The sequence below is a fragment of the Cytobacillus gottheilii genome (genome assembly GCF_900166665.1).
Taxonomy (GTDB): Bacteria; Bacillota; Bacilli; order Bacillales; family Cytobacillaceae; genus Cytobacillus; species Cytobacillus gottheilii_A.
On record NZ_LT800494.1, the window covers coordinates 341,397 to 359,075 of the forward strand.

Below are 17,679 nucleotides of genomic sequence, written 5' to 3' on the forward strand. Positions count from 1 at the left end.
CGAGGGCACTGATTTTCTTAAGGTTTTTCGTTTTTCTTTAACCTGGTAAAATCTTATAAAGATAAAAAAGCCAATTTCTGTCTATTATTAGAAAGAAATTGGCTTTATTTTTGTCTGAATCCCTTAATTTTGGACTATGTTGTCCATTTTCTTACTTTATTAACTTTAGAATTCGTTTTATATTTACCGCAAATATGGTGGTTGCCCCTTGAATTTGCATGCCAAATAAACCCGAGGATTTCGCTGTTTCATACTCGTGTGCATGTTTTAATTCGCTATTCTTAGCCTCAATCTTATATCGATTTCGAGATAGCTCTTTAAATTTAACCGTCTTTTGAAATGCTTCCTGATCTTTATGCTCTGTCGATTTTATTGTGACAGAATAGGATTTTGTTTTCGCTCCTTTTTTATAACAGCCCTCTTGTAAGGGACAAGTGTTGCATTTATTCGTATCAAATAAATATTTAATTCTTGGATTTCGATCTTGACCTTTTCTTTCTTCAAATTTCTTTTGGATCGCCAAATGGCCAGCCTTACACACATATATTCCTGCATCTTTATTAAACGTGAATTCGTCCTCTTTTTTTCGCGTACCATGCGTTACATGTGGATGCAATTTTGAAACAAGTTCCAAATTTTCTTCTTTTATATAACGAATATTTTCTTTCTCAGAATAGGCCGTATCTCCAATAACCGTTTTAATTTCCATTCCTGTTTTGATGCTTTTTTCAACTAATTCTTGAAGATATTTTCCATCACTTTTCTCTCCAGTTGTGATCACCGCTGCCGTAATAATCCGTTCGTTAGCCATTGCCAAATGTGTTTTGTATCCAAAAAAAGAGGAGTCTGCCGATTTATGTCCTACTTTGGCATCTGGATCCATGGAAAAACTCAACTGTTCTGTACAATCCTCAACGACTTCTTTTAATACATTTAACTTTTCTTTCACCGCAGGTAATTCTGAAATTCTTGGCTCTGATTCGATGGCGGTAATAAGATCTTCGCAGTACTGTAATTCATCTTCAACACTATTCGTTGTTGTTTTGGCCGGTAAATTCTCTTTCATCGATTCATCGATTTGGTAGACAGACCGACGTACATTCTTTGATTTTTCCTGTAAAAATTCTTTAACGGACTTTTGATTATAACGGGATTTTGTGTGAGTTGAGTCAACAATAATCGTTTTACTTTTAATGATGTCTTTCTCTAATGCGATTTCAACACTTTTATTTATAAGCATATCTAATAAATCCACATCTTTTAGACGAAGCCTACGAAACTTCGTTAGGGAACTGGGGTCAATAACAGGATCTTCTGGCGCCATTTCAAGGAAGTATTTAAAGGACATATCATACTTTGATCGTTCGACCACATCTACATCTGATAAATTAAAAATGGATTTAAGCAAGAGATATTTGAACATACGGATCGGGTGAACGGCATTACGACCGTTATCTAGACAGTACTTTGATTCTAACTCTTCTAGAATAAAGCTGAAGTCCACAAGATCATTGATTTGACGAAGCATATTATCTTGTGGAACAACAAGATCGTATATCTGTAAATAGGGGCTGAAACTAAGGGATTGTTGGTTGGAGATCATTTTATATACCACCTGCGATAAGTTAATACCTCTATTATAAAACAAAAAGCCAGTGAAACAGTAAATGTTTCACTGACTTAAATGGACTTTTTCAGTGCCCTCAGCGAAGGCGACGAGGAGGCTCAGCACCCGCCCCGCCGGAAAGCGAGTACCCTGGAGTGGAAATCATAAATGTAACAAAGTTTGCGAAAACACCGTTTAAAAGCCCAAACAAGTGAATAATCTGTTCTTAGCTCATGAAATAAGTGAAAATAGGGTAAAATGCTTTATTAGTAGCAATTCAAGGTGGTGAACGAGCCTTTTTTGTACTATACTAAAAAGGTTATCCAAGAAATATAAGCAAAGGAAGTGTAAGAATGGCGAATCTTCCTGCAGAGCAAATGCCGGTAAAAATAAACGTAAAGACGGTTATCCGAGACCGTGGCGAGAAGCAAACCTTTGATCTGACAGCCTTTGGCCGTTTTCATCAAAAAGGGGACGCTCACTTTCTTCAATATGATGAAAGCATGGAAGCTGGCACAGCAAAAACGATTATTAAAATGGGCGATCAAGATGGTGTCATTTTAAGAAGCGGTGCTGTCAAAATGCGCTTGCCATTTCGGCTTAACAAGAAAATGAGAGGCAGTTATGAACTGCCATATGGCACTCTCGAAATGCTAACTACAACGAAGAGATTTGACCATACATATAATGAAAGAACAAAGCAAGGCTCAATTGAGCTTCTATATGAGTTAAAAACACAAGGTGCGAATACAGGCACATACCATTTAAAGATTACGTTTGAGGAGGATGCAAAGTGAATATTGTCGAACAAGTTCAAAGCAAGCTAAAAGAAGAAATTGAAGCGGCGGTTGTGAAAGCAGGTCTGGCAGAAAAAGAGCAGATTCCCGCTGTTGTTTTAGAAATTCCAAAGGAAAAAGCTCATGGGGATTACTCCACGAATATGGCAATGCAGCTTGCACGTGTGGCCAAAAAAGCGCCTCGTGTGATCGCTGAAGAATTAATCAAAAGCTTTGATCAATCGAAGGCTTCTATTAAAAAAATGGAGATTGCGGGCCCTGGTTTTATTAATTTTTACATGGACAATAGCTATTTAACGAATCTCATTCCAACGGTTTTAGAAGCTGGAAGCAGCTATGGGGAAACAGCAACAGGCAATAGCCAGAAGGTTCAAGTCGAGTTCGTTTCTGCAAATCCGACGGGAGACCTGCACCTTGGACATGCCCGCGGTGCAGCAGTAGGTGACTCTCTATGCAACATCCTGCAAAAAGCAGGCTATGACGTATCAAGAGAATATTATATAAATGATGCCGGCAACCAAATCAACAACCTGGCACTATCTGTTGAAGCACGTTACTTCCAGGCTCTGGGCTTAGAAAAAGAAATGCCTGCGGATGGATATCACGGCGAAGACATCGTTGGCATTGGGAAAAAGCTTGCTGAAGAATACGGCGACAAATATGTTGAGGCCGATGAAAAAGAGCGTTTTGACTTCTTCCGCACATACGGCTTGAAATATGAGATGCAAAAATTAAAGAATGACCTTGAAGATTTCCGTGTTCCATTTGATGTTTGGTATTCAGAAACATCCTTATACCATAATGGAAAAATTGATGTTGGTCTGGATGCTCTGAAAGAGAACGGTCATATTTATGAAGAAGACGGTGCGACGTGGTTCCGCTCTACCACATTTGGTGACGATAAAGACCGCGTGTTAATTAAAAATGACGGCTCTTATACGTATTTAACACCAGATATTGCTTATCACAAAGACAAGCTTGAGCGCGGTTTTGAAAAGCTGATTAATATTTGGGGAGCAGACCACCATGGCTATATCCCTCGTATGAAAGCAGCGATCCAAGCATTAGGTTATGATAAAGATGCACTGGAAGTAGAAATCATTCAGCTTGTTCATTTATATAAAAACGGCGAAAAAATGAAAATGAGCAAACGTACAGGGAAGGCTGTTACAATGCGTGACCTGGTAGAAGAAGTTGGTTTAGATGCTACTCGTTACTTCTTTGCGATGAGAAGTGCTGATACTCATCTTGATTTTGATTTGGATCTTGCTGTATCACAATCAAATGAAAATCCAGTGTACTATGCGCAATATGCACACGCACGGATTTCAAGCATTTTGCGACAGGGCAGTGAGCAAGGTTTCGAATTCGATCGACAAGCTGACTTCTCATTAATTGAAGCGGAAAAAGAAATGGACGTATTGAAAAAGATCGGTGAATTCCCGCAAGCTGTTTCTGAGGCAGCGGTTAGACGCACACCGCACAGAATTACCAACTATATTTATGACTTAGCTTCTACTTTCCACAGCTTCTACAACGCTGAAAAAGTACTGGATCCTGAACAGCCGGAAAGAACAAAAGCTAGACTGGCTCTTATTAAAGCGGTCCAAACCACATTAAAAAATGCACTTGCATTAATCGGCGTTTCTGCACCGGAAAAAATGTAAGTACTGTCCCCCTGTGAGAGAGCAGGGGGATTTTTTTATGTACTAAAATAGCGATTTGATAGGAAAACCGTTTAGTTTGATAGGAAAATCATTGGATTTGATAGGAAAGCTGGAGAATTTAATAGGAAATTACTCAAATTTGATAGGAAAATCCTTATTTTTGATAGGAACACGATCCAGACCAAAAGGAGTATCTTCCGAAATCACTAAAATCAGGGGATTGATCGAAAAAACGGGCTAAATGGCCGAAAACAGGTTTGAAAAGACCGAAAAACAAACCAAATTGACCGAAAAACTGTGGGAAATGATCGAAAACCTCCGGGAAATGACCGACACCCCTGCCCATTTATGAAAAAAGGCAGATCTTAGTGAGACTTCATGTGCATAATGACCTCGTCTAAACCACTTAATAGTCATGCCAAGCATATCTAAGATTGTTACACCTCGCTGGCTCTTGTATAAAATCCCTCCATATATTATTTTCAATAAGGGAAATAATATCAAAAATGGTTGTTATTCGAGGAGGATACTGATGAAGATTGTTATTTTGGCTACACTTACTGGATTTTTAGTAGGATTTCTTTTTGCACTGTTAAAGCTGCCGATTCCAGCGCCGCCAGCTTTACCGGGTATCATGGGAATTGTCGGAATCTATTTAGGGTTTAAAGCGTTTGAAATGATTGCACCATGGTTTCAAGAGTTAATGAAATAGAAAAAGCGGCCCCAGGCCGCTTTTATTTCCATTCCACTGCTCCGCCTGATATTCTTTTTACCCCGCGAATTTTACTAATATCCTCAATGAGTTTTAATGCAGCCTGATCCTTCGCCTTTGCTTCAATCATAAAATCAACGTCAACGTTCAAATCATGCAAAACATTCAACAGCGGTTTTAAAAATTCCACATCAACAAAATCTGCATGAGAGCGAAAGGCTTTTTCATTTTTAGGAGAGGAAATATGGATCTTAGGAGGCTGTCCAGTATGTTCCCATGTAGCAAAGGTGCGCGGCAGGAATTCCTCCAGCTTCATTTCTCCGAGGTTGGCCATATGATGATGATAATCAAAGACAAACGGAACGCTTTCTTTCTCACAGGCCAGCAAAGTTTCATCTGTATTATAGGTTTTATCGTCATTTTCCAGGGTCATCTGCTTCTTAATGTGCAGAGGCAGCTCTTTAAGATTTTCATAAAAGCGGTCAATGGTTTTATCCTTGTCTCCATATGATCCGCCAATGTGAATATTGATATAGCTTTGCTGGGCCAATCCCATCGCTTCAAACATTTTATAATGATATTCCATGTCTTTGACCGCATTGGCTGTTACTTCTTCGCGCGGAGAAGTAAATAGCGTAAACTGGTTGGGGTGAAAGCTGACCCGCAATTGATGGTCCTTGACGAGCTGACCAATCTCTAACCAGCTGTCCCGAAAAGGCGTGGTAAAATCCCAAAGCACCTCAGGATGTGTAGCCAGCGGAACAATCGAACTGGACATTCGATATATTTCGAGCTGATGAGCAATATTATAATGCAGCATCCGTTTTGTATTGGCTAAATTGGCAGCCGTAACGGAAAGTAATTTTTCCTTCCGTTCTTCCTTGCCGAGCTGGGAGTAGCGGGCAAAGGTTAATGCCTTTGAAGGGGAAGAGTCCCAAAGACTAATGGCTGTTGATACATAGCCAAATCTTATTTTCATGATAAACACCTGCTTTTTCTATACAGCTATTGCCATGTGAACCATGGCCTCCGCTTTCTCTAAAGTAAACTGGCAACACTGCGTGCAATGGTCTCTTTAAATAGAGTAGCTGGATTGAGCGTATTAAGTTGTTTTAACGTTACCCGTTTTGAGTTGGCAATATCCTTCTTAAGGACTTCCTTCACCATTTTAATAAATGCTTCATCAAAAATATAGCAATTAATTTCTTCGTTTAGAAAGAGGCTTCTTCTATCCAAATTGGCAGTTCCAATATCACATATGCTCTCATCAACAACCATAACTTTTGCATGGTAAAAACCATGTAAATACTCGTAAACATAGGCGCCTTCTTTAATCAATTTTCGCAGATGCTGAAAAGAAGCTTCCTTTACAAGCAGATGATCTGTTTTTTTCGGAACAAGGATGTGAACATCGACGCCTCTTTTTAAAGCATGGCAAAGATCATCCATCAATCTTTTGCTCGGAATAAAATAAGGGGTGCCAATGATTATTGAAGATTGAGCTTTACGAATTAAAGCAGAAAAACTTCCTTCTAAATACACACCGTCTGTCGGAAGCAGCTGATGGCGAACCGATCCCTTAGATAATGGAGGAAAATAGATGGTATTGCTCAGTAAATTGGTTTTCGTTGCTTTATGCCAATCCTTTAGAAATCCTTGCTGCAGGTCCTGTACACCTTCATTTGTCATTTTCAGATGATAATCACGCCAAGGTGATAGCTTTGGATCATTGTTCATATATTCCTTGCCAATATTAAATCCGCCAATATAGCCTGTTTTTCCATCAATAACGGTAATTTTACGATGGTTGCGTGTTTGAGAAGAATAGAATAAGAAAGGAGGCTTAGGCGCGTTTGCGTAAGAAAACTGAATGCCTTGGCCTTTCAGCATAGGAATGATATTTTTACGAAGGGGGAAGCTGCCGACCCAGTCGAGTAGTACTCTGACCTCCACTCCCTCTTTCGCTTTGTCGCATAGTATTCCGAAGAACTCCTTGCTGATTTCATCATCCTTTACAATATAAAACATCACATGAATATGTTGCTTCGCCGTTCGCATTGCTGCAAAAAGATCACTGTAGAGATCAAGACCGGAAGTGAATAAAGTGATCTCACTTTCTCGTGTTACCGGTTCGAATCGCTTCGTCTTTTTTTTATGTGCTTTTTTACCGAGCTGAAAATCAATAACGATCCAGACGATTAAAACGAGGCAAACCAATAAAATCGTTTGAAGTATAGTCAATAGCATCAGCTCCTTAAGCGGTTTCTCCATAGTATCTCCGCAAATGACATTTCTATCATAGAGGAATTTTATAAAGAAAATCGTGTTTATGTATTGACTGAATGCTCATTCATTATATATGATAGAACTAAGTATAAATTCAGAAAATTATCTATTTTAGATGAAGAAAGGAAGGAGATTCACATCATGAACGGTTTGCTTTGGCTCAACTTAATTGCTTTTATTTTTGTAACCGCTTACGCTGTTGGGTTATTTGTGTATGTCATTCGCACAAGAATTCAGTACATCAAGCTCGGGAAAAAGGTAGAGTTCGACAACAATATAAAAGAGCGGATGAACAAGATCTGGGTCAATGTATTTGGCCAGAAAAAATTACTGAAGGATAAGAAGAGCGGCATCATCCATGTGATGTTTTTCTACGGGTTTATCCTTGTTCAATTCGGAGCCATTGATTTTATTATAAAAGGAATCAGCCCGGGTGCGCACTTGCCGCTTGGACCGCTTTATCCGGCTTTTACATTTTTCCAGGAGATCGTAACATTCATGATCCTGATTGCGGTTGTTTGGGCTTTTTACCGCAGATACATTGAAAAGCTTGTTCGTTTAAAAAGAGGGTTCAAGTCTGGGTTAGTGTTAATTTTTATTGGCGGACTGATGCTTTCGGTGCTATTAGGCAATGGGATGAGTTTGATCTGGCATGGACATGATCCGGCTTGGACAGAACCGCTTGCATCTTTATTTGCTATCGCGTTCTCATGGATAGGTGAAACTGCATCCATTGCTGTATTTTATGTTGCCTGGTGGGTTCACTTACTATTCTTGCTGGCATTCCTTGTATATGTGCCGCAATCTAAGCATGCCCATTTAATCGCAGGGCCTGCAAATGTTTATTTTAACCGTCTGGAAAACCCAGGAAAGCTGCAGAAAATTGATTTTGAAGATGAATCGCAAGAGAGTTTTGGCGTTGGGAAAATCGAGGATTTTACACAGCATCAAATGATTGATTTCTATGCCTGTGTAGAATGCGGACGCTGTACGAATATGTGTCCGGCCACCGGAACGGGAAAAATGCTGTCGCCGATGGATCTCATTTTAAAGCTGCGTGATCATCTGACAAATCACGGAGCAGCGGTTACGCAGAAGCAGCCGTGGGTGCCGACGTTTGCTTTTTCGAATACGAAAGGAAATCAGCTTGCACTTGCTGCAGCCGGACAAGGAGCAGAAGAAGCAGCGGCAGGCCTTGCATACAGCCCGAGCTTAATTGGCGAGGTTATTACAGAAGAAGAAATTTGGGCATGTACGACATGCCGCAACTGTGAAGATCAATGTCCTGTCATGAATGAGCACGTGGATAAGATCATTGATTTAAGACGCTATTTAGTATTAACTGAAGGAAAAATGGACGCAGATGCACAGCGTGCTATGACCAATATCGAACGCCAAGGCAATCCGTGGGGCTTAAACCGCAAGGAGAAAGAAGACTGGAGAGATGCGCGTGAGGATGTTCATGTGCCAACAGTCAAGGAAGTGAAAAAAGCGGGAGAAGAATTTGAATACTTATTCTGGGTTGGCTCGATGGGCTCGTATGACAACCGCAGTCAAAAAATTGCTCTATCATTTGCAAAGCTTTTAAACGAAGCTGGTGTGAAATTTGCCATTCTCGGCAACAAGGAAAAGAACTCTGGAGATACACCAAGAAGACTTGGAAATGAGTTTTTATTCCAAGAGATGGCTGTGAAAAATATAGAGGAATTTGAGAAAAATGAAGTGAAAAAAATTGTTACAATTGATCCGCATGCTTATAACATTTTTAAGAATGAATATCCGGATTTTGGTTTAGAGGCAGAGGTTTATCATCATACAGAACTGCTGGCAAAGCTTGTGGAAGAGGGAAGATTGCAGCCAATACATGAGGTGAATGAGACGATTACCTTCCATGATTCCTGCTACTTAGGACGATATAACGAGGTATACGATCCGCCGCGTGAGATCTTAAAAGCAATTCCTGGTGTTAAGCTCATTGAAATGGAAAGAAACCGTGATACTGGCATGTGCTGTGGAGCGGGCGGCGGTTTGATGTGGATGGAAGAGGAAACAGGCCATCGCGTCAATGTAGCCCGAACAGAACAGGCGCTTGCCGTAAATCCTTCCGTCATCAGCTCCGGGTGTCCTTATTGCCTGACGATGCTGTCTGACGGTACGAAAGCGAAGGAAGTAGAAGAGCAGGTTCACACATATGATGTGGCAGAGATTTTGGAGAAGGCTGTAATTGGTGAAAAGGAGAGTATTGCTTCATAAAAAATGTCTAAGCTATTCTGTGGTTCAAAATTAAGGATGTAAAGTGAAACGATCGGAATGGATTCCTGCATAAACCTTAATCGAAAATAAAGCTTATAAACAACTGTACAAAATTAAGCCCATTTTAGAACTGATAGAACAAGCACCCTGTCGTTCCTTCCTTGGTGGCATATTATGCCATCAAGGAGGTGAATACGCTATGAGTTTATGTCGTTGGTTAAAGCCGGACCCCGTTTGTAAAGGTTGTGTATGTAGCATTTTGGCAGATGCAAGACCGGGCTTCTATCGAATCCTTCAAAAAGGAGAGGATGATTTCCTGGAGCTCAATGGTGCAGAATATTTCTGGTTTGCTGGCTTTGTTGAAGATTGTTGTGCTTTATTCTATTTTTGGACAAGATCAGGGTGGCAAACAATTGTCTTAGACTGCAATTGTATTTGTGGGCTCCAAGCTTACTCTAGGTACTAGATTTTCCTCGATTGCAGCCATATCATATCCTCCGTATAGTTGTAGATATCAATAACTGACGGGAATATGAATGTATTTAAACATGGATATGATTCTGAATAATCCTTTCCTGCGAAAAACTATATTTCTTTTCAGCTCCAACAGGTAATGTTGGAGCTGAAAGGAATAAGGAAGTATGAAAGTTTTTTTAAGAGGCTGGGACATAAGTATTTAACACGACCATAGAACCGACTGGTTAGGAAGTGAATCTTTCTAATCATCGGTTTTTTATTTTTAAAAAAATAGATTTTTATAAACATAAGTGAAATGGAGCAAGGACACTCGACTCCTGTGGGCAATAGAGGAAAGTGCGAAACCCCTTAGGAGCAGCTTTGTTGCGACGAGGCTCAAGCTTCTGATCCCAGGAAAAAATAGGGTCCTCAGCGTAATGGAAGAGGCTGGTTTAAAACCAACCATGATTTTGAATTTTTGTGTTTTAGAATTATTAGTTTAGTTTTATCTCAGCCCCATTTATTTAGCTGGTAAAGAAACAAAACATTTTTAAGAAAATTAAGTAAAGTATTTCAATTCTAATAACTTTTAATGTAAAATAGAATAAAAATAAAGCGCTTTCAAAATTAAGGTTTTATCTTCTTAAAAAGGACAATGAGCATCCATTTTAGAAGAGATTTTTCAGTTAAAAATTGAGTGAGCGTTCAGTCATTGTGATGATTTGAGGAAACAGCCAAAATCAAATAAAAAAGGAGCGAACAAACATGGGGAAAACCGTTATTTTAGCAGGAGTTAGAACACCTTTTGGAAAGTTTGCCGGAGGTTTAAGCAGTTTAACGGCATCAGATTTAGGTGGAATTGCTGTCAGGGAGGCTCTTAAAAGGGCAGATGTGAGTCCAGCGGATGTCGGAGAAGTGATTCTTGGAACGGTGCTTCAAGGAGGACAGGGACAGATTCCTTCCCGCCAGGCTGCCAGAAAAGCCGGCTTGCCTTGGGATGTTAAGACGGAAACGATTAACAAGGTGTGCGCATCAGGTTTGAGAAGTGTGACACTCGGCGACCAGATCATTCGTGCTGGAGATGAGGAAGTTATCGTAGCTGGCGGAATGGAGTCCATGAGCAATGCGCCATACCTCCTCCCAAAAGCAAGATGGGGTTTACGAATGGGGGATGGAACTGTTCAGGATTCAATGATCAGTGACGGACTTAGCTGCAGTTTTACAGGTGCGCATATGGGCACGTATGGAAATAGTACAGCGGAAGAATTGGAAATCAGCCGTGAAGAGCAGGATCAGTGGGCTTTAAGAAGCCATGAGCGTGCGATCGAAGCGATATCATCAGGAAGACTTGCCGAGGAGATCGTTTCTGTTGAGGTACCGCAGCGTAAAGGCGAACCGGTTATGGTGGCAGAGGATGAATCGCCACGGAAGGATACTTCGATTGAACGGCTGTCTAAACTTGGATCTGCGTTTGGTCACGGAGGAACGATTACTGCTGGAAATGCACCGGGAGTCAATGACGGAGCAGCCGCTTTAGTGCTCATGAGCGAGGAAAGAGCACAAAAGGAAGGGAAAAAAATCGGCGCATACATTCTTGGACATACAGCATTGGCTGTTGAAGCAAAGGATTTTCCGCAAACACCAGGACTTGTAATCAATCAATTGCTTCAAAAGACAGGGCATAGTCTGGAAGATATTGATCTGTTTGAAATTAACGAGGCCTTTGCAGCCGTAGCATTGGCGAGCAAGAAGATAGCAGGTTTAGATGATAATAAGGTCAATGTCAACGGCGGAGCAGTTGCACTTGGACATCCGATTGGTGCGAGCGGGACGAGAATTATTTTAACACTCATGCATGAACTGCAGAGAAGAGGCGGCGGTATCGGGATCGCAGCCATTTGCAGCGGCGGCGGCCAAGGAGATGCCATCATGATCGAAGTTCCAAAATCGTAAAGATGGGGGAGTAAAGATGAAAATAGAAAAGATTATGGTCATTGGTGCAGGGCAAATGGGATCAGGTATTGCACAGGTGTGCGCTGCTGCTGGCTACGAGGTCATTTTAAATGATTTAACTGACGATCACTTAGACCGCGGCATGACAGGAATACAGAAGAATTTATCTCGTCAGGTCAGCAAAGGGAAACTGACCGAAGATGAATTGAACACCGTTTTAAACAAACTTACCGTTTCTACAGATATTGCAGATGCCAAGGAATGCCACCTGATTATTGAAGCGGCTGTTGAAAATATGGAGATTAAATCGCGTATTTTTAAACAGCTGGATGAATGGGCGCCACCACATGCTATATTAGCGAGCAATACATCCTCTTTGCCGATTACAGAAATTGCAGCAAGTACGAACCGCCCAGAAAAAGTTATTGGCATGCATTTTATGAATCCAGTGCCGGTCATGAAGCTGGTAGAAATTATCCGCGGATTGGCGACAGCTGACGAAGTATATGAAGAGATCGAAGCAGTAACACACAAGCTAAAAAAGGTGCCAGTTGAAGTAAATGACTTTCCAGGATTCGTCTCAAATCGTGTGCTTATGCCAATGATTAATGAAGCCATTTTTACACTTTACGAGGGAGTCGCTGAAAAAGAAGCTATTGATGAGGTGATGAAGCTCGGCATGAATCACCCGATGGGACCGCTCACACTCGCTGATTTTATCGGCTTAGATACTTGTCTTTATATTATGGAAACGCTTCATGAAGGCTTTGGAGACGGTAAATACCGGCCATGTCCGCTGCTGAGAAAATATGTGAAGGCGGGCTGGCTCGGCAAAAAAACGGGCCGCGGATTTTATGAGTACAATTAAATCAATGTAAGCACCTGGGAGGAACTATCAATGGATTTAAGATTCTCTGAAGAGCAAGAAATGATGAGAAAAATGGTGCGTGACTTTGCGCAAATGGAAATCGAACCGTTTATTGAGCAGATGGAGAGCGGAGTCTTTCCACGCAAGATCCTCAGTAAAATGGGTGAGCTGGGCTTAATGGGCATCCCCGTTCCTGAAAAATACGGCGGCTCCGAGATGGATTTTATTTCATATATAACGGCAATCCATGAAATCTCTAAGGTGAGCGCTACGGTTGGAGTTATTTTATCTGTTCATACGTCAGTAGGAACAAATCCAATCCTTTATTTTGGAACAGAAGAGCAGAAGCAAAAGTACGTCACAAAGCTAGCTGCCGGTCAATATTTAGGTGCGTTCTGTCTGACTGAGCCAAACGCAGGCTCTGATGCTGCTGCTTTGAAATCAAAAGCCGTTAAAAACGGAGATCATTATATCGTTAATGGTTCAAAAGTATTTATTACAAATGGCGGCGAAGCGGATGTCTATATTGTTTTCGCTTCTACAAACCCTGCACTCGGCAGTAAGGGCATATCGGCTTTTATTGTTGAAAAAAATACTCCAGGCTTTGTGATTGGCAAAGATGAGAAAAAAATGGGACTGCATGGTTCAAGGACCGTTCAAATAAGCTTTGAAGATATGAAAGTACCAGCGGAAAACCTGCTTGGCCTAGAAGGAGAAGGATTTAAAATCGCGCTTGCCAACCTCGATGCTGGCCGCATTGGAATTGCTGCGCAATCACTTGGTATTGCAGAAGCAGCCTTGGATGCTGCCACAGCATACGCCGCTGAACGCCAGCAATTCGGCAAACCTATTGCTGCACAGCAAGGGATTGGATTTAAGCTCGCCGATATGTCAACGAGTGTTGAAGCATCAAAACTATTAATCTATCGTGCTGCCCAGATGCGCCAAAATGGAGAAAAATGCGGGAAAGAAGCGTCCATGGCAAAGCTCTTCGCATCCAAAACAGCGATGGAAGTGACAACAGAGGCCATTCAAGTTTTTGGGGGCTATGGCTATACAGAGGACTATCCTGTTGAGCGTTACTTTCGGGATGCCAAAATAACAGAAATATATGAAGGGACTAGTGAGATTCAGCGGATTGTAATTAGTAAGAACCTTTAGAAAAAAGAAGGCAGGGGACAAGAATGAATTTCAAGTTATCAGAAGAGCATGAGATGATTCGAAAGATGGTTCGTGATTTTGCCCGCAATGAAGTGTCGCCTACCGCTGCTGAGCGTGATGAAGAGGAACGCTTTGATCGTGAGCTGTTCGATAAAATGGCTGAACTCGGATTAACGGGGATTCCTTGGCCGGAAGAGTATGGCGGCATCGGCAGTGATTACTTGGCCTATTGTATTGCAGTTGAGGAATTATCTCGAGTATGTGCTTCAACTGGCGTGACACTGTCCGCACACACGTCGCTTGCAGGCTGGCCGATTTATACATTTGGAAGTGAAGAGCAAAAGCAAAAATACTTAAAGCCAATGGCATTGGGAGAGAAAATCGGTGCCTACGGATTAACAGAGCCTGGCAGCGGGTCAGATGCAGGCGGAATGAAAACGACGGCCCGTTTAGAAGGAGATCATTATATATTAAATGGTTCTAAAATCTTTATTACAAACGGAGGAATTGCTGATACCTACGTGGTGTTTGCATTAACTAGTCCGGAGGACAAACAAAGGGGAACAACTGCATTCATTGTAGAGGCAGGATTTGAAGGCTTTTCTGTGGGCAAAAAGGAGAAGAAACTAGGTATACGCTCATCTCCAACAACTGAAATTATTTTTGAAGATTGCAAAGTGCCTATTGAGAATGTGTTAGGGCAAGTGGGAGAAGGTTTTAAGATTGCAATGAAAACCCTCGACGGAGGCAGAAATGGCATAGCAGCCCAAGCGGTCGGCATTGCTCAAGGCGCACTGGATGCGTCCAGTGATTATGCGAAAGAACGCCATCAATTCGGCAAGCCAATCTCAGCCCAGCAAGGCATCGGCTTTAAGCTGGCTGATATGGCAACAGCCACAGAGGCAGCTAGACTACTGACCTACCAGGCCGCATGGCTCGAATCAGCTGGGCTCCCGTATGGCAAAGAATCAGCCATGTCCAAACTATTTGCAGGAGACACTGCCATGAAAGTAACCACAGAAGCAGTCCAAATCTTCGGAGGCTATGGCTACACAAAAGACTATCCAGTCGAACGCTACATGCGCGACGCCAAAATCACCCAAATCTACGAAGGCACCCAAGAAATCCAACGCCTCGTCATCTCAAGAATGCTGGTGAAATAGAAAAGCGGAGGGCGCTTGCCCAGGGGCGACAAGCTTAAGACGAGCCAGGCGAAAGGTCGTACTTTGACCTTTGGACTGGATTGGCTTAAGACCTCGAGCCCCTAGCGCCCGCAGCTAGACAATAGAAAAGCGGAAACGGCTCGCCCAATCAAAGAACGCAGACTAAGTTCGCCACGTCCTGTGGCAACGTCTGCATGACCCACATCCTGTGGGCCGCAAGCTTAAGGCGAGCCGGCTGGAAGGTTGTACTTTAACCTTCTGGACGGATTGACTTAAGACCTCGAGCGGCTAGCCGTTGGAGCTGGACAATAGAAAAGCGGAGGGCGCTTGCTCAGGGGCGACAAGCTTAAGACGAGCCAGGCGAAAGGTCGTACTTTGACCTTTGGACTGGATTGGCTTTAGACCTCGAGCCCCTAGCGCTCGCAGCTGGACAATAGAAAAGCGGAAACGGCTCGCCCAATCAAAGAACGCAGACTAAGTTCGCCACGTCCTGTGGCAACGTCTGCATGACCCACATCCTGTGGGCCGCAAGCTTAAGGCGAGCCGGCTGGAAGGTTGTACTTTAACCTTCTGGACGGATTGACTTAAGACCTCGAGCGGCTAGCCGTTGGAGCTGGACAATAGAAAAGCGGAGGGCGCTTGCTCAGGGGCGACAAGCTTAAGACGAGCCAGGCGAAAGGTCGTACTTTGACCTTTGGACTGGATTGGCTTTAGACCTCGAGCCCCTAGCGCTCGCAGCTGGACAATAGAAAAGCGGAAACGGCTCGCCCAATCAAAGAACGCAGACTAAGTTCGCCACGTCCTGTGGCAACGTCTGCATGACCCACATCCTGTGGGCCGCAAGCTTAAGGCGAGCCGGCTGGAAGGTTGTACTTTAACCTTCTGGACGGATTGACTTAAGACCTCGAGCGGCTAGCCGTTGGAGCTGGACAATAGAAAAGCGGAGGGCGCTTGCTCAGGGGCGACAAGCTTAAGACGAGCCAGGCGAAAGGTCGTACTTTGACCTTTGGACTGGATTGGCTTTAGACCTCGAGCCCCTAGCGCTCGCAGCTGGACAATAGAAAAGCGGAAACGGCTCGCCCAATCAAAGAACGCAGACTAAGTTCGCCACGTCCTGTGGCAACGTCTGCATGACCCACATCCTGTGGGCCGCAAGCTTAAGGCGAGCCGGCTGGAAGGTTGTACTTTAACCTTCTGGACGGATTGACTTAAGACCTCGAGCGGCTAGCCGTTGGAGCTGGACAATAGAAAAGCGGAGGGCGCTTGCTCAGGGGCGACAAGCTTAAGACGAGCCAGGCGAAAGGTCGTACTTTGACCTTTGGACTGGATTGGCTTTAGACCTCGAGCCCCTAGCGCTCGCAGCTGGACAATAGAAAAGCGGAAACGGCTCGCCCAATCAAAGAACGCAGACTAAGTTCGCCACGTCCTGTGGCAACGTCTGCATGACCCACATCCTGTGGGCCGCAAGCTTAAGGCGAGCCGGCTGGAAGGTTGTACTTTAACCTTCTGGACGGATTGACTTAAGACCTCGAGCGGCTAGCCGTTGGAGCTGGACAATAGAAAAGCGGAGGGCGCTTGCTCAGGGGCGACAAGCTTAAGACGAGCCAGGCGAAAGGTCGTACTTTGACCTTTGGACTGGATTGGCTTTAGACCTCGAGCCCCTAGCGCTCGCAGCTGGACAATAGAAAAGCGGAAACGGCTCGCCCAATCAAAGAACGCAGACTAAGTTCGCCACGTCCTGTGGCAACGTCTGCATGACCCACATCCTGTGGGCCGCAAGCTTAAGGCGAGCCGGCTGGAAGGTTGTACTTTAACCTTCTGGACGGATTGACTTAAGACCTCGAGCGGCTAGCCGTTGGAGCTGGACAATAGAAAAGCGGAGGGCGCTTGCTCAGGGGCGACAAGCTTAAGACGAGCCAGGCGAAAGGTCGTACTTTGACCTTTGGACTGGATTGGCTTTAGACCTCGAGCCCCTAGCGCTCGCAGCTGGACAATAGAAAAGCGGAAACGGCTCGCCCAATCAAAGAACGCAGACTAAGTTCGCCACGTCCTGTGGCAACGTCTGCATGACCCACATCCTGTGGGCCGCAAGCTTAAGGCGAGCCGGCTGGAAGGTTGTACTTTAACCTTCTGGACGGATTGACTTAAGACCTCGAGCGGCTAGCCGTTGGAGCTGGACAATAGAAAAGCGGAGGGCGCTTGCTCAGGGGCGACAAGCTTAAGACGAGCCAGGCGAAAGGTCGTACTTTGACCTTTGGACTGGATTGGCTTTAGACCTCGAGCCCCTAGCGCTCGGAGCTGGACAATAGAAAAGCGGAAACGGCTCGCCCAATCAAAGAACGCAGACTAAGTTCGCCACGTCCTGTGGCAACGTCTGCATGACCCACATCCTGTGGGCCGCAAGCTTAAGGCGAGCCGGCTGGAAGGTTGTACTTTAACCTTCTGGACGGATTGACTTAAGACCTCGAGCGGCTAGCCGTTGGAGCTGGACAATAGAAAAGCGGAGGGCGCTTGCTCAGGGGCGACAAGCTTAAGACGAGCCAGGCGAAAGGTCGTACTTTGACCTTTGGACTGGATTGGCTTTAGACCTCGAGCCCCTAGCGCTCGGAGCTGGACAATAGAAAAGCGGAAACGGCTCGCCCAATCAAAGAACGCAGACTAAGTTCGCCACGTCCTGTGGCAACGTCTGCATGACCCACATCCTGTGGGCCGCAAGCTTAAGGCGAGCCGGCTGGAAGGTTGTACTTTAACCTTCTG

General features: G+C 43.8%; 11 protein-coding genes. 8 read left to right on the forward strand and 3 right to left on the reverse strand.

Translation table 11 applies throughout. From position 1 onward, the window contains the following. Nucleotides 1-151 precede the first annotated feature (151 nt). The gene (locus tag B7E07_RS01900) at nt 152-1,603 is read right to left on the reverse strand and encodes an IS1182 family transposase (RefSeq protein ID WP_080843532.1); all 1,452 of its coding nucleotides are present in this window, start codon (nt 1,601-1,603) and stop codon (nt 152-154) included. A gap of 356 nt (nt 1,604-1,959) precedes the next feature. Here B7E07_RS01900 and B7E07_RS01905 point away from each other — a divergent pair, with 356 nt between their 5' ends. From B7E07_RS01905 to B7E07_RS01915, 3 genes are all read left to right on the forward strand, one after another. Next, entirely contained in the window at nt 1,960-2,403 is a 444-nt protein-coding gene (locus tag B7E07_RS01905) for a YwiB family protein (RefSeq protein ID WP_080843801.1), read from the forward strand. After that, nucleotides 2,400-4,070 carry an arginine--tRNA ligase gene (argS, locus tag B7E07_RS01910; protein ID WP_080843802.1) on the forward strand — a complete coding sequence of 557 codons (1,671 nt, stop codon included), beginning with the start codon at nt 2,400-2,402 and terminating at the stop codon, nt 4,068-4,070. Before B7E07_RS01905 ends, argS begins: the two co-directional genes overlap by 4 nt. 532 nt (nt 4,071-4,602) lie before the next feature. Then, nucleotides 4,603-4,782, forward strand: coding sequence for a XapX domain-containing protein (locus tag B7E07_RS01915; protein ID WP_080843803.1), 180 nt, complete (start codon nt 4,603-4,605; stop codon nt 4,780-4,782). Between the two features lie 22 nt (nt 4,783-4,804). Here the strand turns inward: B7E07_RS01915 and uvsE are convergent, their stop codons facing one another. Beyond that, a complete protein-coding gene (gene uvsE, locus B7E07_RS01920; RefSeq protein ID WP_080843804.1) occupies nt 4,805-5,761 on the reverse strand; it encodes a UV DNA damage repair endonuclease UvsE in 957 nt (318 codons plus the stop codon). Nucleotides 5,762-5,820: 59 nt separating this feature from the next. After that, entirely contained in the window at nt 5,821-7,029 is a 1,209-nt protein-coding gene (gene cls, locus B7E07_RS01925; protein ID WP_080849076.1) for a cardiolipin synthase, read from the reverse strand. Nucleotides 7,030-7,209: 180 nt separating this feature from the next. On the opposite strand from cls, the gene B7E07_RS01930 reads away from it, so the two are divergent. From B7E07_RS01930 to B7E07_RS01955, 5 genes are all read left to right on the forward strand, one after another. Next, complete coding sequence (locus B7E07_RS01930; protein WP_080843805.1) at nt 7,210-9,321, forward strand: 4Fe-4S dicluster domain-containing protein; 2,112 nt, start codon at nt 7,210-7,212, stop codon at nt 9,319-9,321. Nucleotides 9,322-10,542: 1,221 nt separating this feature from the next. Then, nucleotides 10,543-11,730: an acetyl-CoA C-acetyltransferase gene (locus tag B7E07_RS01940; protein ID WP_080843807.1), complete on the forward strand. Its 1,188-nt coding sequence runs from the start codon at nt 10,543-10,545 to the stop codon at nt 11,728-11,730. Nucleotides 11,731-11,746: 16 nt separating this feature from the next. Then, nucleotides 11,747-12,598: a 3-hydroxybutyryl-CoA dehydrogenase gene (locus B7E07_RS01945; protein WP_080843808.1), complete on the forward strand. Its 852-nt coding sequence runs from the start codon at nt 11,747-11,749 to the stop codon at nt 12,596-12,598. Nucleotides 12,599-12,628: 30 nt separating this feature from the next. Beyond that, nucleotides 12,629-13,759, forward strand: coding sequence for an acyl-CoA dehydrogenase (locus B7E07_RS01950; protein ID WP_080843809.1), 1,131 nt, complete (start codon nt 12,629-12,631; stop codon nt 13,757-13,759). A 23-nt stretch (nt 13,760-13,782) separates the two neighbouring features. After that, nucleotides 13,783-14,922 carry an acyl-CoA dehydrogenase gene (locus tag B7E07_RS01955; protein WP_080843810.1) on the forward strand — a complete coding sequence of 380 codons (1,140 nt, stop codon included), beginning with the start codon at nt 13,783-13,785 and terminating at the stop codon, nt 14,920-14,922. Nucleotides 14,923-17,679 lie beyond the last annotated feature (2,757 nt).